This is a genomic window from Streptomyces sp. ATCC 21386 (genome assembly GCF_018728545.1).
Taxonomy (GTDB): domain Bacteria; phylum Actinomycetota; class Actinomycetes; order Streptomycetales; family Streptomycetaceae; genus Streptomyces.
Window position 1 is genome coordinate 2,710,108 of record NZ_JAAVVL010000001.1, and the last position, 19,486, is coordinate 2,729,593.

Consider the following 19,486-nt stretch of genomic DNA (forward strand, 5'->3'; position numbering starts at 1 on the left):
GGTCTACGCCAACTGCCGTATGAGGAGGAATGGTTGAGGAGCGGACAAAGCGCGCTCGATGCGGTACGCGAAGGGGTGGATGAACCATGTCAAACGCGGCGCACGAGACGGTAAACCCGTGCTGGGGGCACGGGTCTGTTAATCGCAGCACATTCGGGGCCGAACACCCCGGCTCATCGGCGTAGCAGCACCCTGCGGGTGGCTCGGGCCAGCCGGGCCGTCGGCCGCTGCGAGAGCGGCGTGGGGCCCGAGCGCTCCAGCCACCAGCGACGCACCTCGCGCAGCACGTCCGCGTCGTCGGGGCGGCCCGTGAGCAGCACGTGCTCGGCGAAGGAGAGGGCGTCCCGCCGGTAGCCGTCGGTCATCGGGTGGCCCTGTGCGTACGCGACGAAGGTCGGCCGGTAGGACGATCCGAGGATCTCCGGGAGCTCCGGCGCCACCTTGGCCACCACGTCCGCCCGCTTGGCCGCGAGGGCCCGCGCCTGGACGCCCAGCCGCACCCGGTCGAACCCCTCGGGCACCGGGGTCCCGGCGACCAGCGCGGACAGCAGCGCCGCCTGCGCGAGCCCGAGCCGCTGCCGGGCAGCGGGCTCGGCCTCGGCGACGGTCCGGGCCTCGGTCTCGGCGACAGGCTCGGCTTCGGTCTCAGTGACGGTCCCGGCCTCGGCCTCGTCCTTGGTCTCAGAGGCGGGCTTGGTCTCAGCGGCGGGCTTGGTCTCAGTGGTGGCCTTGGTCTCCGTGCCTGCCTCCACCTCGGCCGTGCCCGCCGTCCGACCGGGCCCACGTACCTCGGCCTTCTCCAGCACGCCCCGGATCGCCCCCAACTCCCGCTCCAGCTCGCCCGGCTCGGGGAAGTTGTCGTCGCGCTCCAGGAGCACGCCCGGCGGGGCAACCCGGGAGGCGAGGTCGGCGAGGATGTCGAGGACCTGCGGCGGGACGGGGTGGGCGTGGCTGTCGTGCCAGACCCCGTCGCGCTCGAAGCCGCCCGCGACATGGACGTACGCGATGGCCTCGACCGGCAGCTCGTCGAGCGCCTTCGCGGGGTCCTCGCCCCGGTTGACGTGGTTGGTGTGGAGGTTCGCCACGTCGATGAGGAGCCGGACACCGGTGCGGGCGACGAGGTCGTACAGGAACTGCCCCTCGGTCATCTCCTCGCCCGGCCAGTTGATGAGCGCCGCGATGTTCTCCAGCGCGAGCGGCACCGGCAGCGCGTCCTGGGCGATCCGTACGTTCTCGCACAGCACGTCCAGGGCGTCCCGGGTGCGCGGCACCGGCAGCAGGTGTCCGGCCTCCAGCAGCGGCGACGCGGTGAGGGCGCCGCCGGCCCGGACGAAGGCGATGTGCTCGGTGACCAGGGGGGCGCCCAGCGCCTCCGCGCGCTCGGCGAGGGAGCGCAGGCGCTGCTCGTCGGGGCGCTCGGCGCCGCCGAGACCGAGGGAGACACCGTGCGGAACGACCGTGACACCCCGCTCGCGCAGGCGCAGCAACGATTCGGCGATGTGGCCGGGGCAGACGTTCTCGGCGACGACCTCGACCCAGTCGACACCGCCGTCCGCGCCGGCCATGCGCTCCACGGCGTCGGCGATCTCCGGCCGCCAGCCGATCCCCGTCCCCAACTGTGCGATCTGCTCCATCGTCCCCGTCCCCTCCTCGGTCACGTCGGTCACGGCTTCACCAGGACCCTGTGTGTCTCCTTACGGCGGACCCGTGTTCCGGCGTGACGGAGTCATGGCCCCGTCAGCCGGGGCCGAACCCCGTGGAGGGGACCTTCAGAGCAACATTTGAGCTTTCTACTGGACCTGCGGCTGACCCTGGTCCTTGTTGATCTCCTCCGGGTCCGGACGTCCGGTGGGGACGTTCCCGGACTCGAAGGGCGACGGCTTCGACTGCACGTCCGGGTTGGTGGACGGCACCGCCGGCGGCGCGGCGGGCGGCACCCGGCCGGGGACGGGCGGCGGCGGGCCGGTGGGGCTCGCGGTACCGCTGACCGAGTTGTCGGCGATCGTCGCGAAGTCGACCTCGCCGGTCTTCTCCAGGATCGTGATGTGGTCCAGCACGGTCTGGTTGGCGTCGGAGGCCAGCTGACGGATCAGCGTGTTGCGGGTGGAGTTCCGCACGGAGGCGATCGCCGGGAAGATCTTGCCGTGGGCGGCCCGCAACAGGTTCGCCCAGGTCTTGTTGTACTCGGCCTCGGTCTTGCTGGCGGTCATCTGGTCCAGCCAGCCCTGCTGCTCCGCCGTCGGCTGGTTGGGCAGCTCGACGCCCAGCTTCGCCGCGATGACCCGGGACCGCTTGTCGAGGTCGGTGTGGCCCACGATCAGGTGGTCGGCGGCCTCTCTGACGGACTGGCTGCCGCTGCGCTCCAGCGCCTGCTGCCCGGCGGGCAGCTCCCACAGGCCTGCCAGCCGCACACGGATGAGCAGGTCGCGGTCGCCGGGGGTGAGCGGCCCCCACTGCGTGGTCACCGTGTCACCGGTGAGCGCGGCCGCGGCTGTCGCGTTGCGGTTGGGGTACGAGTAGAAGATGGGGTAGGCGACCGCGGTGAGCGTGCCGGCGATCGCCAGGGCGACGAGGACGGAGCCCTTGGAGCGTCGCAAATGAGCCTCCCGGAGGAAACCAACTGATCGTTGGGGACTGAACTGTTGCTTGGGTGCGGATGGTGACCGCTGGGATACCGCTGATACCGCTGTCTGTCCGGTCCCGGCCGCCGCCCTGGGCGGGGCCGGGGCGGCGTCAGATCGTGCCGTTGGCGATCGCGTCGAAGTCGACCTGGCCGGTCTTCTCCAGCATCGTGATGTGGTCGAGCACGGTCTGGTTGGTGTCCGAGGCCAGCTGGCGCACCAGGGTGTTCTCGGTCATGTTCCGCACCTGCCCGATGGCCGGGAAGATCTTGCCGTGCGCGGAGCGCAGCAGGTTGGCCCAGACCCGGTCGAACTGGTCGTCGGTCGCGTTGTCCATCTGCGCGAGGAAGCCCTGCTGCTGCTCGTTCGGCACGTTCGGCAGCTCGACGCCCATCTGGGAGGCCACGGCCCGCACCCGCTCGTCCAGGTCCTTGTGACCGACGATCAGGTGGTCGGCGGCCTCCTTGACCTCCGGGCTCTTCGACCGCGCCATCGCCTTCTCGGCGGCGGGCAGCTCCCACAGGCCGGCCAGCCGGACACGGATGATCAGGTCCCGGTCGGCGGCCGTCAGCGGCCCCCACTGGGTGTTCACCGTGCTCGCGGCCATGTTGGCCTGGGCGGTGCCCGAACGGTCGGCGTAGGACCATACGGGGAACGCCAGCGCGCCGACGGTGACGACGAGAGCCAGGCTGGCGATGAGCGAGCCGTTGAGACGCCGCAAAGTGATCCTCCCGGGTGATGCCAACTGGTCGTTGGGGCAGTTGCTTGGCCAGTACCGGGGAGTACGTGCGGGGCGCCTGTGTTGTTCAACGACCTGTGAAACGGCTGAGGACGGGTGGGGCGGGGGCCCCGGACACAACGGGCGCCGGGCGGTGGCCCACCGGCCGGGCGAGGTTCCCGGGGGCGGCCCCCTCCGCGGCGCACCGGCCGGCGATGCTGTCGGCCAGCGCACCGAACCTCTCGGCATCCCCGTCCCGGGCGGCGGTGAACAGCCCCTGGAGATCGGTGGCCAGCCGGGTGTCGCCCGCACGTAGGGCGAGCTGTACCGCTTCGTAGAGCCGGGCGTTGGCCTCGGCCGGGCTCGTGGCCGCGAGGAACTCGTCGAACTCCCGGCAGGCCGCCGCCGAGGACGTGCCCGCGGCGCCGGCGCCGGACGTCTGCCCCAGGGGGCCGACGAGGAGCGCGAACGCCACTACGGCGACCGTCGGGCCGCAGGCCAGGGCGATGGTGAGTCGCCGGTCGAGCTGTGCGGCCTGTGCGGCCGACGGCGCGGCTCGTAAGAGTGGTGCGCGCAGAGGCGGCGCTACGAGGGGGTCTCCGCCCTGGAGGCGAGTGAGGAAGCGGGAGACCGCCGCGCCCGCGAGGGCGCACAGGAACCCGCCGGCCAGGATCCGCAGCAGGGTGTCGCGGACCAGGGGGAGCGGGAGGTCCAGCGCGCACCGGCCCGGAACCATGGCGAGCGCGTCGGCACAGCCGGCCAGGACGACCCCGGCGAAGAACACCACCGTCAGCAGGGTGCCGGTCACGAAGGCGGTCAGCAGGGCGAACGCAAGCACCGGCCGGTCGTGGCGGCGTACTCGGACCGTCACGGCGGCGGCTGCTCCCTGCAACAGCATCGCGGCGCCGATCTGCCAGTACGTGAACGCGAGCAGGAAACCGTCCTGCCCGCGCACCGCCTGGCTCACGCTCTCACGCAGCAGCGCCCGTTCCAGGAGCTGGAACCACGCGAACACGGCGGCTGTCGCGGTGCTCGTCAGAAGTACGTGCCGGGCCCACCCGGTGTCGTACGAAGGCCGGCGGCGCCACGGCGCGGCGACCGGGAAGAGCCACACCGCGACCAGCGCCATGACCAGCGGGGTCCACTGGGTGAACCGGAGCGTCAACGGGTGTTCCACGAGGGCCCACAGCCAGTAGGGACCCACCGGTGCCGAGGCGTCGGCCAGGGCGTACAACTCCCGGGCGGAGTCGTGGACGGGGCCCAGTGCCTCGCCGGCGTCGTACAGCAGCATCCAGCCGCTCAGGAGCACCGCGAACGGAAGCGCGGCGGCGAGCAGCCCGGCCTGCCAGGCCCGTGCGGACGGGGCCTCACCGGCGGCGTGCCAGAGCGCCGCCGACCGGGCGATCCACGCCGACAGCGCCACCAGGAGCGCGCACAGTGCGAGGGACCACAGCACTGCCGCCTGCCCCGGGACGAGGGGCCGATCCGTCAGGACGATGCCGCTCTGGGGCGCGAGCGGCACGCCCACGAGGAGCCCCGGACCGAGGCCCAGCGTCGGCAGGAGGACCGCCCGGGTGCCCCCTCCGAACAGGGCGGCGCGCCAGACACCCAGTCCGATCACGGCGAGGGCGGCGGGCGCGCACAGGAGCACGATCGTCCAGCGCGCGTCGAGGGCGTCGAGCCGGTTGAACATGAGCCACAGAAGGGTGAGCAGTCCGCTCGCGGCGACCGAGACGGCCAACCCCGCGGTGAAGCACTCGGTGAAGCGGAGCCGGAACAGCTCCCGCGGCCGGGCGATCTCGGCGGCCCGTGAGGCTGCCGACGGATGCACGGCCAATGGCCCGAGGCGCCACCGGGACGCGGGGCGGCCGCGCTCGGTACCGAACACCTCCAGCAGCCCTGGCCCCGCGCCCCAGCCGGCGGCCCGCACATCGGCGCCGTACTCACGCATCCGCAGCACGGATGTGCAGGTCAGCCAGACGAGGGCCACCAGCACCAGGGAACGCCAGGTGACGGCGAGGGCGCTGTGGGCCGGTGTGGCGATCAGCGCGACGGCGAGCGGCAGCAGTCCGGCGGGGACGAAGGCCAGGGCCAGCGCGACGGTGAGCCAGGTGACGTCGACGTCCTTGTTCCGCAGGTGCGCCAGTTCGTGCAGGACGACGGCGCGGGCACGCTGCGGGGCGACACCGAAGGCGGTCATCGTGCCCTGAGCCAGCGCCACGCGGTACCGGCCGCTCCGGCCGAAGGCGTACGCGTCCGTCTTGCGGTCCTTCAGGTCGCTGACCCAGAACTCCGGAGGCCGGGACAGGCCCGCCTCCCGGCACAGGGAGTGCAGCAGGGCCAGCAGCGGGGCGTGGTCGGGGTCGTGAGGTGACAGGGGCTCCAACTGCCTGCGACGCGTCAGGTACCAGGGCAGTAGGAGGTAGATCGTCGCCGCCGTCGAAGCCAGCAGCAGGATCCCGCCGAGCACCCACCACGCCTTCTCCCGTTCGTAGGGGGCGATGCAGGACAGGAAGCCCTGGGTGTACGCGAGGGCGTCCGTCGCGGGTGGCTGACCCTGCGGGCCCGCCGCGCACCGCTGGTAGACGGCTACGGCCCGGTCACTGTCGGGCGAGACGGTGAAGTAGAGCAGGTTGTGGATGAAGGCCGTCGTCCCCAGCAGAGCGGTGACGACCAGCGCGAAGCGGAACTTGGCGCCGCTGGGCAGCGCGAACGGGTCGGGCGGGGCGGACGACACGGGCGCCTCCGGCAGTTCACCGGCGGACGCGGGCCGCGCCCGCGAGGGCGTCCGCCAGCAACCGGGCCCGACTCTCCTCGACTTGGGCCCTCAACGCGGTGCGGTACGCCTCCTCGCGCAGCCACTCCACCTGGTCGGGTGTCAGTGCGCTCTCCGGCTCGGTGTCGGTGTCGCCGCCGCCCCGTCCGAACAGGCCGCTGAGCCAGGTCCGTACGGCGGTGCCGCTGCCGTCGGCGAGGTTCGCGGCGAAGGCCCCGATGAACGAGGAGAGCGCGCCCTGCACCATCGCCAGGGCGAACGGAGTGAGCAGGACGACGACCTCGGCGCCGCCGGCGCCCATCATCCGCTCCTGCGATCCGCCGCCGTCGCCCGCCGCCGCTTTCAGCGTTCCGGCGGGGTCCCGGAAATAAGCTCGGCTGTTGATTCCGAAGACGACCATCTCCTGTGGTGCGACTTCGGAGACCACGATCCGGGTCACCTCACGCACCAGGTCTTCATCCACCGCTGTTGACCGACCATTCATGGCTTTGCCCCCTGTTTTCGTGAATGCGGACTAACTGGTCTGGCGTACGTAACTCACGCCGTCCAGCAGGAGGGACTCGAATGCGTAGCCGTATTCGTTTCCGATGTCGGGTCGCTCGATGTACCAGCTCTCGTAGACGATCGGCCCTCCGGGGACGTACAGGGTCATCCGTGACTCCTCCACGACCGCCGGCCCGTCCAGCACTTGGCCGTTGTTGTACAGCAGGCTCACGGTGCCGTCGTCGTAGAAGGAGATCTTGTCGACCCGGGCGGAGCCCTGCCCGTCCCCGTCCCACTCGCCCACCAGTTCCGCGGGCACCTGGCCCGTGACGGACTCTTCCTCGGGAGGGATTTCCTCGGAAGGAAGTTCGGAAGGAATCTCGGAAGGGATTTCGGCCGTGGGCTCCACAGGCTCGCTGACCGATGATCCCGCGTCGTCGTCCCCGGAATCACCGCCGGGCGGAGGGCCGCCACCGCATCCGCCGAGCAGAAGTGCGAGCAGCAGGGCGAGCAGTGCCGGGATCACCGGGATTCGGGAAACGGGAATGTTGATGATGCCCCCCGATGCGTCAGGCCCTGTGCGGGCGGAATGCTGACGATGCCCGGTTTCTCTTCCACTCCGGGGGAAGCTCACACCTCATCGACCGAAGCAGGCGGAATACGTTCGTCTGCTTTCGTTCGGTTCAGGCGTGTGATCTGAAAGTCGTGTAATCGGGGCGGATGGTGGGTCAGGAACGCAACGCGGTGTGGTCCGCGACCACCGTGCAGGAGCCCGGGGCGACCTCCGTGAAGCCCGCGTCCCGAACGAGCGGGAGGGCGGCGGTGGTGAGGGTTCCCCAGTGGGCGGGGGTGGCCGTGCGCACGGCGAGCGGGAAACCCGCCTCGCGCCAGGCGGTGCGGGCCGCGTCGTCCAGGTCCCACCACGCGAGCTGCGCTCCGTGGCCCGCCTGGGCCATCGCCTTGCCCGCCGACATCGCCACCTCGGGGTTGAGCCACAGCACCGGGGCCGTGGGCTCGGGGTCGGCCGGCGGCTCCGGGTCGTCGAGGTCCGTGCCGGAGACCTGGAGGCGGGCCAGATCCTTGGGCCAGCCGTCGAGCGGGACCGGCGGGAAGACGCGCACCTCGGCCGACTTGCCCGTCACCGTGATCCCCGGCAGCGCCTCGGCCCGACGCCACTCCGCGCCGCGCGCCCGCCGGACCACCTTGCGGATCCGGGCGTCCTGCCAGCTCCGCATCGCCTCGGCCCACTCCCCGTCGCCCAGCGACCGCCCGTCGCTCAGCATCACCAGCACCGCCCGCGCCGCCGTCTCCAACGCGTCCGTACGCGCCGGGGGCGAGGCCTTCTCGATGTGCGCGACCAGCGGAAGCACGAACTGCGGCGCCTCGTCGCGGGAGGTCCGCTCGTCCCGGAAGGGGCTGTCCGGCGCGGTGCTGTCCTGAGGGGCGTCACTGGTGGTCACCCGCCCAGTCTGCCAGGCGGAAGTCCTGTGCTTGCGCCCCGCTCGCGCGCCTGTACGAGGACGTGTACGAGGATGGGGGCATGGAACGCGAGTTACTGCTGAGTCTGGAGGGAGTCGGCAGACGGTACGGCTTCCGCGGCGACTGGGTGCTGCGCGCCCTCGACCTGGAGATCGCCGCCGGCGCGCTGATCCGGGTGGAGGGCGCGAACGGCACCGGGAAGTCGACACTGCTCCGGGTCCTCGCCGGGCTCGACGCTCCCACCGAGGGCCGGGTGACGGGGCGCCCGCGCACGGCGTACGTCCCCGAGCGCTTCCCCGCCGCCCTGCCGTTCACCGCCGTCGAGTACCTCACCCACCTCGGTGCCGTGCACGGCCTGGACCGCCCCTCCGCGGCCCGCGCCGCCCATGCGTGGCTGGAGCGCTTCGGGGCCGCCGAGTACGCCCGTACGCCGATGGCCGAGCTCTCCAAGGGCAGCAGCCAGAAGGTCGCCGTGGCCCAGGCGCTGCTCGCCGAACCCGAGTTGCTCGTCCTCGACGAGGCGTGGACCGGCCTGGACTCCGACGCCCGCGAGGAGCTGGAGCGGGTGGTGGTGGAGCGGACCGCCGCCGGTGCCGCGGTGGTCTTCGTCGACCACGACCCCCGGCGGCTGGCCGGGGCGCCGGACGCGACGTACGCGGTGGTGGGCGGAGCGCTCGAACCCCGGGTGCCGCAGGGCGGCCCCGCGGTCTCCGTGGTCGTCGAGGGACGGGGCCCGGCGGACACAGAAGTCCCGGAGGCGGTGCGCAAGTCGGCGACGGCCGTCGAGGAAATGGCGCACGGCACACACCGGTTCACGGTCCCGCAGGCCGGATCCGACGAGTTGCTGCGGGCGTTGCTGGACGCCCGACCGCCGTGGCATGTGGTGAGCGTGACGCCGAAACCCGCGCCCCTGCCCGCACCGCGACCGGAAGCGACGCCGGAACCCGAACTGGAAAGCTCCTGATGACCGCCCTCCTCCGCTACCAGGCGGCCCTCCTCGTCCGCTCCCAGCGCTGGCTGCCGCCCGTCATCCTGTACGCGGCGTTCCTCGCCATCGGTGTGCAGCGTGGACAGCCCGTGCTCGACTCGCTCGGCTACACGGCCGCCGCGCTGCTGCCGGTCTCCGCCTGGCTGATGCGCATCTGCGTCACCAACGAGCCGCCCGCCGCCCGCAGTTGTACCGGCGCGGCGGCCGGTCCGGGCCGTGCGCACCTGGCCTGCGTCCTGGTCGCCTTCGGGGCGTCCGCAGTACTCGGCACGGCGGCCACGGCCCTCGTCACGTTCATCAGCGCCCCCACGAGCACCGACCACCAGACGCGCGTCGACGCGCTCCCGGCGGGCGGCGCCGGCCTCCTGGCCGCTCTCGTCTGCGCCCTCCTCGGCACGGCCGTCGGCGCGCTCACCAACTGGCCGCTGCTGCGTTCGCCGGGCCGGGCCGTCCCCGCGCTCCTGCTCGGCGCCCTGCTGGCGCTGGTGGTGGCCGGCTCCCCGGCGAGGGCTGCGGTCACGGCCCTGGTCGACGGCTCGCGGCACGCGACGATCCCGGTCCCCGTCCTGCCCCTGCTCGCGGCCGGGCTCCTCACGGCGGCCGCGACCGCCATGGCGTGCGCCCTGACCAGGCGCCGCTCAGCCTGATGCCGTTCAGCCCGAACAGGCGATCCGTTCGGCCTCCCGCCACTCGCACACCGGGCAGAGGGTGATCCCTTTGTGGGACTCCGGGTACTCGGTGGGCTTCCGGCACAGGACGCACTCGGCGAAGGGAGGGCCGCCGGCGGCCTCCGGTGACAGGGCCTGAGCCGGGTCCGGGTGCGGTGTCGCGGTCGGGCCCCCGCTGCCGCCGCCGCGGTAGTCGTCGTCGCTCATACGTCCAGCGTAGAGCGGCCGGGCGCGGACCGGCTCAGGGCGCCGCCACCGCCTTCGCCGCCGTCGTCCCGACCAGTTCCGACACCTTCACGAACCGGAAACCGCGCTCCCGGAGCGCCGGCACGATCTTCCGTACGGCCCGCTCCGTGACCGGGGCGGCACTGCGCGTGCAGTGCATGACCACGACGGACCCCGGCCGCACCCCGTCCAGCACCTCCCGCACCACCTCGTCCGCGTCCGTCGCGAACGCGTCACCGCTCGCCACGTCCCACTGCACCGCCGTCACCCCGGACGCGCTGAGCCTGCGCAGCGCGCGGCTGTCGTAGCAGCCGCCCGGGAACCGGAAGTACGGCATCGGATCCCGGACCCCGGCCTCATGGAACACCCGGTACGCCCGCTCCAGGTCCGCCCGCATGCGCGCGGGTGCCATGGTCGGCAGGCCGTAGCAGTTCTCGGTGAAGGCGTGATGGCTGTACGAGTGGTTCGCGACCTCGAACAATGGGTCCCGCCCGATGGACCGCGCCTGGATCGGGTACTCCTCGACCCACCGCCCCGTCATGAACAGCGTGGCCGGGACCTTCAGCTGCCGCAGCGCCGCGATCAGCTCCGGGTTGTCGAACCGTTCACCCGCGGCGGCCCGCTCGCCCTGATCCGCGGTCATGTCCGCGTCGAAGGTGAGCGCGACGGTCTTGTCGGTGCGGCTGCGCAGACCGTGCTCGAAGACCGGGGTCAGCCCGGCCGGGCCCGGCGCGAGCGTGGGCGGCCGGGAGGCCGTCGCCGCCGAGGGGCTGGCGGTGGCGTTGACGATGCGCGTCGAGGCGTGCGGGGTGCCACAGGCCGCGAGGGCGGCGCCGAGCGCGCCGAGCGCGCAGAGCGCGGTGATGCTGCGTACGGGACTGATCACGGCACGAAAGTACGGCGATGGGGTCAGCTGACAGTCGGTTCAACTGCCCAACGCGGGGGAGTCCGCGCCGAAGTCACCCGCCTGGGTGATGAAGGGGGCCGGCGGCGGAGAGGGACTGCGGACGTCGTCCGGCACAGCGCAGGGAGAGCGTGTCGAGGACCGAGCACCGGTGCCGCCGGGCGCGGGGTGGGCGGATCGCCCGCGGACACAGCAGATCGGCATGCATGGCGGCCGTTGTGACATGGGGAGGGTGACAGGCCGAGAAGCGAGGCTCTGAGCAGCCGCACCGTGAAGGCGGCGGACTGCGAAGGAGCGATCTCATGGGCCGATACGATCTCGCCCTCATCGGATTCGGAGGCGTCAACCGCGCGCTCGCCGAGCTGATATCCCACAACGGGGAGCGCCTGGCGAAGGAGCTGGGCTTCGCCCTGCGGGTGGTGGCGATCACCGATCTGCGGGCCGGTTCCCTGGTGGACACCGACGGCATCGATCTGGCGCCGCTGCTGGCCGCCGAGCCGGGGGAGCTGAGCTTCGCGGGCCTGGCCGGCGGCAGCGCTGATCCGCGCAACGAGTGGGTGATCCGCGCGGTCCCTGCCGACATCGTCGTGGAAGCGACGTTCACCGACCCCACCGACGGCGAGCCCGCCCTCTCCCATGTGCGCTGGGCCCTGGAATCGGGCAAGCACGTGTGCACCACCAACAAGGGCCCGGTCGCACTCGCCGGCCGCGCCCTGAAGCGGCTGGCCGCCGAGCACGGTGTCGGCTTCGAGTTCGAGGGCTCCGTACTCAGCGGCACCCCCGTACTGCGCACCGCCGAGCGCCTGTTCGGTGGCCTGGAGATCACCGGCGTTCAGGGGATCATGAACGGCACCTCGAACTACATCCTGGGCCGCCTCGAAGAGGGCATCGAGCTGTCGGCGGCCATCGCCGAAGCCCAGAAGCTCGGGTACGCCGAAGCAGATCCCACTGCGGACATCGAGGGCCACGACGTCCAGCTCAAGGTCATGATCCTGGCCAACGAGGTTCTCGGCGCCGACCTGCGCCGCGAGGACGTCTTCTGCGAGGGCATCTCCTCGCTCTCCTCGCACGAGGTGCGGGACGCCGCCTCGAAGGGGCTGCGGTGGAAGCTGGTCGGCTCCGCCACCCGCCGCGAGGACGGCAGCGTCGATGCCCGCGTCGCACCCCTCGCCCTGCCCGCCCAGCACCCGCTCGCCGGGATCTCCGGCCCCCTCAACGCGGTCGCCTTCCACACCGACCTCCTCGGCACCGTCATGGTCTCGGGGCCGGGCGCGGGCCGCACCGAGACCGCCTACGCCCTGCTGTCGGACATCACCGCCATCCACCAGCGCCACGCGGACGACGACACCGCCCCCACGCGCCCCGTTCTGAAGGAGACCCACCGTGTCTGACACCATCGTGCCCGCCGGCGTGGAACTCGGCACGGACACGGCCCCCGTGCACAACCCCTACACCGGCGAGGTCATCGCCTCGGTGCCCACCGTCGACGCGGGTGCCGTCGGCGGCATCCTGCGGCAGGCCAGGTGCGGGCGCCGTACCGCGGCCGCGCTCTCCCGTGCCTCCCGGGCCTCCTTCCTGGAACGCGCCTCCCGTCTGGTCGAGCGGCGCGCGGAGTCCTTCGCCGAGCTGATCGTCGGTGAGGCCGGCAAGACGATCACTCAGGCCCGCAAGGAAGTCGCCCGCGCGGTCAACACGCTGGCCCTGTCCGGAGCCGAGGCACGGCGCAACGCCGGTGAGGTCATCCCCTTCGACTCCCATGAGGGCTCCGAGAAACGGCAGGGCTGGTTCACCCGCGAACCGCTGGGCATCATCGCCGCCATCACGCCGTTCAACGACCCCCTCAACCTGGTCGCCCACAAACTCGGTCCGGCCATCGCCGGCGGCAACGCGGTCATCCTCAAACCGTCCGCGCTGACCCCGCTGTCCGCCCTGCGTCTGGTCGACACCCTCATCGAGGCCGGTCTTCCCGAGGAGATCGTCACCGTCGTCAACGGCGACGCCGACATCGCCGCCGCGATCGTGGCCGCCCCCGATGTGCGCATGGTGTCCTTCACCGGGGGATTCGCCACCGGCGAGGCCATCTCCCGCACGGCCGGCCTGAAGAAGCTCGCCATGGACCTAGGAGGCAACGCCCCGGTCATCGTCATGGACGACGCCGACCTCGACGAGGCCGTCGCCTCCTGCGTCTCCGGCGCGTTCTGGGCCGCGGGCCAGAACTGCATCGGCACCCAGCGCATACTGATCGCCCGCGAGGTCTACGAGCGCTTCCGCGACGCCTTCGTCACGCGCACCAAGCTGCTGCGTGTCGGCGACCCCCTCGACGAGCGCACCGACGTCGGCCCCATGATCACCCAGCAGGCCGCGGCCGCCACCCGCGCCAAGGTCGACACGGCGGTGGCCGAGGGCGCGGTGCTGCTGTGCGGCAACACCGTCACCGGTTCCCTGTACGCGCCGACCGTCCTGGAAGACGTCCCGGCGACCTGCTCGATCTGGCAGGAGGAGGTGTTCGCCCCGGTCGTCGTGCTGCAGCCGTTCACGGTCTTCGAGGACGCCGTCGAGCAGGCCAACGCCATCGACCACAGCCTCCACGCGGGCATCTTCACCTCGCGCCTGGACCGCGCCCTGACCGCGGCCCGGCTGTTGGAAGCAGGCGGAGTGATGATCAACGACTCCTCCGACTACCGCCTCGACGCCATGCCGTTCGGCGGGTTCAAGTACGGCAGCATGGGCCGCGAAGGCGTGCGCTTCGCCTTCGAGGAGATGACCCAGCCCAAGGTCGTCTGCGTCAACCACATCAGCGAAGTGGTCCGCTGACCGCCCTCCCGCGCTGCGGCCGGGCGGCCGTGCCCTCCGCCCCGGGGTGAGCTGCCCGGTCGTGACACGCCACCGCGCAGCTCACCCCGCTGCCGCAGGCCCCTGCTCTCCCCGCGGGCGATCGACCACCCGGGAGAGGGTGAGCGCGGTGACCGTGTCCCGCACGCCCGGCATCTTGGCGATGTCCTCCCAGATGCTCCGGACGCGTTCCAGGGAGGCCGCTTCTAGGCGCACCATGATGTCGAAGTCGCCGCTGAGGATCTCGCAGATGACGACCTCGGGGATGCGTTTGAGTGCGGCCAGGACGTCGCCGCCGCGCATGCGGTCCTGGCGGTAGACGAGCACGAGCGCCGAGACGACCGTGCCGGTGTCCTGGCCCGCGCGGACGATGGTGTAGCCGGCGATGTGGCCCTGGCGCTCCAGCCGTTCGACGCGTTGGCGCACCGCGTTGCGGGACAGCAGCACCTTGCCGGCCAGATCGGAGTGCGAGATGCGGGCGTTGCGGGTCAGCTGGGCGATGATCTTCTCGTCGATGGCGTCCACAGCGGACCGTCTCCTTCGCGAATCGGTCGAGGTCGCGGACCCTCATGGCAGGCGGGCCGCATCGTTCTCCAGCCGCCGGTCGATGTCCGTGTCGAAGCACGGGAGCAGCTGAAGGTACGGGCAGAAGTCCGTCAGTCGTGGGGGACGGCGATGGCGGCGAGGTGCGTGCCGGGACGCACGGTCAGCCCGTTCATGTGATAGATGATCGTCCCGGTGGAGACGGCGGAGACCTTGTCCTCGGTGCCGTCGACCGGGTCGACGACGCGGCCGATGGTCTGCCCCTCCGTCACCTCGTCACCGGTGACCGCGTCCGGGTACCAGAGGCCGGTGGCCGGAGATTCCACCTCGCCCGTCCACATCCAGTCGCGCGGCCGTACGGTCACCGGTGCGAGGTGTTGCGGCGCCTCGACGACGCCGAGGTGGTGCAGGATCCGGTGGAGGGCGTCGAGGAGCCTGCGTACGGTGGCGGGGTCGCGGTCGCCGAGCCGGCCGGTCTCGACGAGGATCGCGGGGATCCCCTGCCGGTTGGCGGCGGCGTGGCTGTTGCCGCCCTCGGGGCTGGTGCCGAAGATGGCCCGCTCGTATCCGACCGAGTGCGCCAAGGCCCTGTTCTGGGCGTCGAGTTCGGGGTCGCCGGTGCGGCGGTAGCCGACGAAGTCGAGCAGGTGCTGGTCGATCCCCCCGCTGTGCAGGTCCACATAGGCGTCGGCGTCGTCGACGAGGTGCTCGAACAGCCAGGCCGCCATCCGGTCGGTGGGGCCACCGGCCCGGTCACCGGGGAAGACACGGTTGATGTTCACGCCGTCCAGGGGCGAGATGTTGAGCCTGCCGCCGTAGACGGCCGGCGGATTGGCGACCGGGCAGATCACCACCTGCCCGGCGACCGCCTCCGGTGCCAGCAGTCCGGCCAGGCGGGTGGTGGCGTCGACGGGGATGAACTCGCCGCCGTGGACACCGCCGGTGATCACGACCCGGGGGCCGGGACGGGATCCGTTGACGAGGATCAGGGGCACCTCGACCGTGGTGGTGCCGAGGTCGGCGGGCAGAACCCCACGGGCCTTCCGGCCGGGCTCCGCCCGCAGCGTGCCGATGGTCAGAGTCATGGCTTGCCTCGTGGGAGCTCAGGCGGCGGTGCGGCCGGTTGTGGTGACGAAGTCGATCGGCTGGGAGGTGCGGCCTTGAAGGGCGAGGTCCGCGGCGATGTCGCCCATGGCGGGTGAGACCTTGAAGCCCTGGCCGGAGAAGCCGGCCAGCAGGATGATGTCGTCGCAGCCCGGCAGGGGGCCGACCAGCGGGCGGGTGCTGTCGGTGTAGCCCTCCATGAATACGGACAGGCGCACCGGGTCGGGGTTCAGACCGGGCAGGTGGCGGCGCACCGCCGTGGTGAAGGCCTCCAGTTCTTCCGGTGCGACGGTCCGGTTCAACCGGTTGGGGTCGTCCACCAGCTTGTGGTGGGGCTGGGGCAGGCCCAGCTTGACGGTCAGGCCGTCCGGGGAAGGGATGCCGTAGAAGGGGGTGTCGCCGCAGCGTATGAAGGCGGGGCGCTCGGCGCCTGCCGGGTGCTCGTCGTGGGGCAGGAACCAGGCGCTGATCGCACGGTGGATGTGCACGTCCCACGGCAGGTCGGGCAGCAGGTCGCCCACCCAGGGGCCCGGCGTGACGACGGCGGCGTCGAAGCGCTCGGTGTCGGTGTCGGTGCGGATCTCGACGCCTCCCCCGGCGACGGGGGTGACTTCCCGCACCGGTGTGTAGCGGCGGATCCGGGCCCCCAGCTCCTCGGCCCGCCGGGCCGCGGTCTGGACCGTCAGCTCGGGGCGGATGAACCCCGCCTGGGAGTCGAGGACCACCAGGTCACCGTCGTCGACGCGGAACTGCGGGAAACGCTTCGCCATCGCCTCGGCGTCGATCACCTCGTGGTCGAGACCGTGCTCGGCGATGCCGTCCATGACAGTGCGTATCTCGTGGTCGTCGGCCGGTCCCATGACCAGGGCTCCGGTCAGTCGGCGCAGCTCCCGCCCGGTCTGCGCCTGCAGCTGCTTCCAGAGGGCGTCGGCGTGTCGGACGAGCGGCACATAGCGGCCGTCGTGGGTCTGCACGCTGCGGAAGACGCGGGTCTCACCGCCTGCGGCACTGCGGTCGTGGCCGGGCGCGAACCGGTCGTAGCCGACGACCTCGGCGCCACGGCCGGCCAGCCGCCAGGCCGCCTGGCTGCCCATCGTTCCCACACCGACGACGGCGACGCGCTTCCTCGCAGCTGACACAGGACTTTCCTTCCGTATCCCAAGGCCGCACGCTGGGCCCCGGGCATGAGGATGTTGCATGGCGACTTGGAGGCGCGGGCCGTGAGGGCCGAGCTCGCCGTCGTACCGGGTTCGGGGTTACACCCCGAAGCCTGACTGTCGTGCCATAATGTGGCACACCATGCTATTATCTGGCACAGATAATGGCTCTGGTTCAGGGAGGAGTCAAGAGGTCGCACGGACGGCCGCGCGACTCGACCCAACCTGGCCCGTGGCCTTTCCCGCGACCCGGACCAGTGGGGAGCGAAGGGTGCCCGGGGGCGTGCGCGGGGGCCGCGACATCGTGAGGGATCTCGTGGAGGAGGGTGACGCCGTCCTCGTCGTCACCGGCGCGGACGGCGATCCGTACGGCGCCCGGCGCGGGCAGCAGACCGAGCAGCCGGCAGCCCGAAGAGGGGCGCTATCAGGAAGTACGGCAGCAGGCGACTGACAGCCGCCTGCTGCTCCCGGTCCACCGCTGGTGTCGTCAGCGACGCCACGGGCCCGTGACCGCGAAGGTCGTGCCCGGGGTGTAGCAGTTGACGTACATCGTGTCGCCGTCGGGGGAGAAGGTGACGCCCGCGAACTCGCCCCATTCGGGCTCTTCGGGGGTGCCGATGTCCTGCGCGTTGCGGGCCATGGCGTAGACCTCGCCGCGGCGCGTGACGCCGTAGACGTGCTGGGCGCCGTTGCCGTCCTCGCAGACCATGAGGCCGCCGGAGGGGGCGAGGCAGATGTTGTCCGGGGATTCTCCGGGGAGTTGGAGGTCGGTGTCGGGGCCGAAGGCGATGACCAGGGTGAGGGTGCGATGGTCGGGGTCGTAGCGCCAGATCTGGCCGTAGTGGTCGGCGGCCGAGCCGTCCGAGCTGCGGGCGAAGGAGGAGACGAAGTAGACGCAGCGGCCGCCCCAGTAGCAGCCTTCCAGTTTCTGCGCGTGGGTGATGCCCTTGGGGCCGAAGTCCTGGTGGCGGATGGCGGTTCGGGCGGCCAGGGGGTCGGGGACGTCGACCCATTCGATGCCGTCGAAGCAGGCGCCGGGCTCCTGGATGGGGGAGAGGTCGGGGACGCCCGGGACGCGCATCGCCTGCAGTCGGCCGCCCGCGCGCAGTGAACCGAGGCCGCCCTTGGGCTTGTCGGGGAGGAAGCGGTAGAAGAGACCGAAGGGGCGCTCGAAGGCGTCCTCCGTCTCGTAGACGACTCCCCGCTTCGGGTCCACCGCGACGGCCTCGTGCTGGAAGCGGCCCATCGCGGTGAGGGGCACGGCTCCCGAGCGCCGCGGGTCGGCCGCGTCGACCTCGAAGATGAAGCCGTGGTCCTTGGTGTAGCCGTTGGTGCCGGCCTTGTCCTCGTTCTCCTCGCAGGTCAACCAGGTGCCCCAAGGGGTGGGCCCGCCCGCGCAGTTGACCGCGGTGCCGGCGATGGCGACCTGCTCCGAGAGCACCTTGCCCCGGGCGTCCAGCGTGAGGGACGTACAGCCGCCCTTGGCCGCCGGGTCGTAGGTGAGGCCCTCGATCGTGGGGACCGGGATACGGCCGTTGTGGCGGTTCTCGTGGTTGCGGACGAGGTGGACACGGCCGTGTCTGCCGGGGAAGGCGGACATGCCGTCGTGGTTGCTGGGCACCGGGCCCTCGCCCGAGCGGAGGGGGTCGCCCTCACGGGAGAGGACCCGATAGCGGAAACCTTTCGGCAGGTCGAGCAGGCCGTTCGGGTCGGGAATCAGGGGGCCGTAGCCGGAGTGGCCGAGGGTGCTCTGCGCGGTGGCCGTACCCACGAAGAGCTCGGAGAGGGTTCCGGTGAACGCGATGCCTGCGATACCGGCGCCCGAGCGGGCGAGGGCCTGACGGCGGGTCACTGACACGGGGGACAACCTTCCTGCTGGCGGACAGGATGTGACCCGCCTGTGTGTATCACGTGGTCAGCACCACGTGAACCACGCGCGGAGAGGTCGAGCACGGAGTCGCCCTCCGTGTCACTCGGTCGGAGGGGATGGGAAAGGTGGGGCGGGGGGAGGTGGGGGAGGGTTGTGGGGGTGCGAGGGAGGCGGCTCCGGCGTGGGGCCCGCCCGGGAGCGTTCCAGGAAGCGGAGGAGTTCCACGGGGAAGGGCAGGACCAGGGTGGAGTTCTTCTCGGCGGCCACCGCCACCACCGTCTGCAGCAGGCGGAGTTGGAGGGCGGAGGGGGTGTCGGCCATCTCCTTCGCCGCCTCGGCCAGCTTTCTCGACGCCTGCAGTTCGGCGTCCGCGTTGATGATGCGGGCGCGGCGTTCCCGGTCGGCCTCGGCCTGGCGGGCCATGGAGCGCTTCATGGTGTCGGGGAGGGAGACGTCCTTGATCTCGACGCGGTCGATGGTGACGCCCCACTCCACGGCGGGGCTGTCGATCATCAGCTCCAGGCCCTGGTTGAGCTTCTCGCGGTTGGAGAGGAGGTCGTCGAGGTCGCTCTTGCCGATGATGGAGCGCAGGGAGGTCTGGGCCATCTGGGAGACGGCGAAGCGGTAGTCCTCGACCTGGACGACCGCGTTCGCCGGGTCGACGACCTTGAAGTAGACGACCGCGTCGACACGGACGGTGACGTTGTCGCGGGTGATGCCCTCCTGGGCGGGGACCGGCATCGTCACGATCTGCATGTTGACCTTGCGGATGTGGTCGAGGCCGGGGACGACCATGGTGAAGCCGGGGGTTCTGGGGGCGCCGCGCAGTCGGCCCAGGCGGAAGACCACGCCTCGTTCGTACTGCTTGACCACTCGGGCCGCGGCGGCGACGTAGACGACCGCGGCGGAGCCGATCGCCGCGGCGGTGATGAGCAGCGTCTCGACCATGACGACCCCCTTGAGTCGTCCGGTGTGTGTGCGAATACCACGATATGCCGGGGTGGGGGAGCGGGGCGACTGTCGGCCGGGAGCGGGAGCGGGAGCGGGAGCGGGAGGGGGTGGGAGGCGCTTGCCGGCGCTTACAGGGTGCCGCCTGCGCCCACCTGTGCCGCCCCAGC

General features: G+C 71.7%; 19 protein-coding genes. 5 read left to right on the top strand and 14 right to left on the bottom strand.

Going from position 1 to position 19,486, the window contains the following annotated elements; all coding sequences use genetic code 11:
• Window positions 1-173: 173 nt before the first annotated feature.
• The 7 genes from GWK25_RS11840 to GWK25_RS11870 all read right to left on the bottom strand — a co-directional run bounded on the left by GWK25_RS11840 (window position 174) and on the right by GWK25_RS11870 (window position 8,058).
• Window positions 174-1,634: a DUF692 domain-containing protein gene (locus tag GWK25_RS11840; RefSeq protein WP_215457329.1), complete on the bottom strand. Its 1,461-nt coding sequence runs from the start codon at window positions 1,632-1,634 to the stop codon at window positions 174-176.
• Between the two features lie 156 nt (window positions 1,635-1,790).
• Complete coding sequence (locus tag GWK25_RS11845) at window positions 1,791-2,597, bottom strand: DUF4142 domain-containing protein (RefSeq protein ID WP_215449765.1); 807 nt, start codon at window positions 2,595-2,597, stop codon at window positions 1,791-1,793.
• Window positions 2,598-2,733: 136 nt separating this feature from the next.
• Window positions 2,734-3,342: a DUF4142 domain-containing protein gene (locus GWK25_RS11850; RefSeq protein WP_215449766.1), complete on the bottom strand. Its 609-nt coding sequence runs from the start codon at window positions 3,340-3,342 to the stop codon at window positions 2,734-2,736.
• Window positions 3,343-3,427: 85 nt separating this feature from the next.
• Entirely contained in the window at window positions 3,428-6,076 is a 2,649-nt protein-coding gene (locus GWK25_RS11855) for a M48 family metalloprotease (protein ID WP_215449767.1), read from the bottom strand.
• 16 nt (window positions 6,077-6,092) lie between these two features.
• Window positions 6,093-6,563 carry a hypothetical protein gene (locus GWK25_RS11860; protein WP_215449768.1) on the bottom strand — a complete coding sequence of 157 codons (471 nt, stop codon included), beginning with the start codon at window positions 6,561-6,563 and terminating at the stop codon, window positions 6,093-6,095.
• 66 nt (window positions 6,564-6,629) lie between these two features.
• Entirely contained in the window at window positions 6,630-7,124 is a 495-nt protein-coding gene (locus GWK25_RS11865; RefSeq protein WP_215449769.1) for a hypothetical protein, read from the bottom strand.
• A gap of 202 nt (window positions 7,125-7,326) precedes the next feature.
• Window positions 7,327-8,058: a peptidyl-tRNA hydrolase gene (locus GWK25_RS11870; protein WP_215449770.1), complete on the bottom strand. Its 732-nt coding sequence runs from the start codon at window positions 8,056-8,058 to the stop codon at window positions 7,327-7,329.
• Between the two features lie 80 nt (window positions 8,059-8,138).
• On the opposite strand from GWK25_RS11870, the gene GWK25_RS11875 reads away from it, so the two are divergent.
• Together GWK25_RS11875 and GWK25_RS11880 are read left to right on the top strand one after the other, a co-directional pair.
• Window positions 8,139-9,041 carry an ATP-binding cassette domain-containing protein gene (locus tag GWK25_RS11875; RefSeq protein ID WP_215449771.1) on the top strand — a complete coding sequence of 301 codons (903 nt, stop codon included), beginning with the start codon at window positions 8,139-8,141 and terminating at the stop codon, window positions 9,039-9,041.
• The gene (locus GWK25_RS11880; protein ID WP_215449772.1) at window positions 9,041-9,712 is read left to right on the top strand and encodes an ABC transporter; all 672 of its coding nucleotides are present in this window, start codon (window positions 9,041-9,043) and stop codon (window positions 9,710-9,712) included. The genes GWK25_RS11875 and GWK25_RS11880 overlap by 1 nt, the downstream gene beginning before the upstream one ends.
• A 6-nt stretch (window positions 9,713-9,718) precedes the next feature.
• Here GWK25_RS11880 and GWK25_RS11885 read toward each other — a convergent pair whose 3' ends face one another.
• Both GWK25_RS11885 and GWK25_RS11890 read right to left on the bottom strand, forming a co-directional pair.
• Window positions 9,719-9,940 (bottom strand): hypothetical protein, encoded by a 222-nt coding sequence (locus GWK25_RS11885; protein ID WP_215457971.1) that lies wholly within the window; start codon window positions 9,938-9,940, stop codon window positions 9,719-9,721.
• A 34-nt stretch (window positions 9,941-9,974) separates the two neighbouring features.
• Window positions 9,975-10,844 carry a polysaccharide deacetylase family protein gene (locus GWK25_RS11890; RefSeq protein ID WP_215449773.1) on the bottom strand — a complete coding sequence of 290 codons (870 nt, stop codon included), beginning with the start codon at window positions 10,842-10,844 and terminating at the stop codon, window positions 9,975-9,977.
• 320 nt (window positions 10,845-11,164) lie between these two features.
• On the opposite strand from GWK25_RS11890, the gene GWK25_RS11895 reads away from it, so the two are divergent.
• Both GWK25_RS11895 and GWK25_RS11900 read left to right on the top strand, forming a co-directional pair.
• Complete coding sequence (locus tag GWK25_RS11895; RefSeq protein ID WP_215449774.1) at window positions 11,165-12,253, top strand: homoserine dehydrogenase; 1,089 nt, start codon at window positions 11,165-11,167, stop codon at window positions 12,251-12,253.
• Window positions 12,246-13,676: an aldehyde dehydrogenase family protein gene (locus tag GWK25_RS11900; RefSeq protein ID WP_215449775.1), complete on the top strand. Its 1,431-nt coding sequence runs from the start codon at window positions 12,246-12,248 to the stop codon at window positions 13,674-13,676. Before GWK25_RS11895 ends, GWK25_RS11900 begins: the two co-directional genes overlap by 8 nt.
• 81 nt (window positions 13,677-13,757) lie before the next feature.
• On the opposite strand, the gene GWK25_RS44515 is transcribed toward GWK25_RS11900, so the two are convergent.
• From GWK25_RS44515 to solA, 3 genes are all read right to left on the bottom strand, one after another.
• Window positions 13,758-14,219, bottom strand: a complete 462-nt coding sequence (locus GWK25_RS44515; protein WP_215449776.1) for an Lrp/AsnC family transcriptional regulator — start codon at window positions 14,217-14,219, stop codon at window positions 13,758-13,760.
• A 131-nt stretch (window positions 14,220-14,350) separates the two neighbouring features.
• Window positions 14,351-15,322 (bottom strand): succinylglutamate desuccinylase/aspartoacylase family protein, encoded by a 972-nt coding sequence (locus tag GWK25_RS11910; RefSeq protein WP_215449777.1) that lies wholly within the window; start codon window positions 15,320-15,322, stop codon window positions 14,351-14,353.
• A gap of 18 nt (window positions 15,323-15,340) precedes the next feature.
• Window positions 15,341-16,480: an N-methyl-L-tryptophan oxidase gene (solA, locus tag GWK25_RS11915; protein ID WP_215449778.1), complete on the bottom strand. Its 1,140-nt coding sequence runs from the start codon at window positions 16,478-16,480 to the stop codon at window positions 15,341-15,343.
• 322 nt (window positions 16,481-16,802) lie between these two features.
• Here solA and GWK25_RS11920 point away from each other — a divergent pair, with 322 nt between their 5' ends.
• A complete protein-coding gene (locus tag GWK25_RS11920; protein WP_215449779.1) occupies window positions 16,803-16,949 on the top strand; it encodes a hypothetical protein in 147 nt (48 codons plus the stop codon).
• Between the two features lie 36 nt (window positions 16,950-16,985).
• Here the strand turns inward: GWK25_RS11920 and GWK25_RS11925 are convergent, their stop codons facing one another.
• Entirely contained in the window at window positions 16,986-18,350 is a 1,365-nt protein-coding gene (locus GWK25_RS11925; RefSeq protein WP_215457330.1) for a PhoX family protein, read from the bottom strand.
• A gap of 117 nt (window positions 18,351-18,467) precedes the next feature.
• Window positions 18,468-19,316 carry a slipin family protein gene (locus GWK25_RS11930; protein ID WP_215449780.1) on the bottom strand — a complete coding sequence of 283 codons (849 nt, stop codon included), beginning with the start codon at window positions 19,314-19,316 and terminating at the stop codon, window positions 18,468-18,470.
• Window positions 19,317-19,486 lie beyond the last annotated feature (170 nt).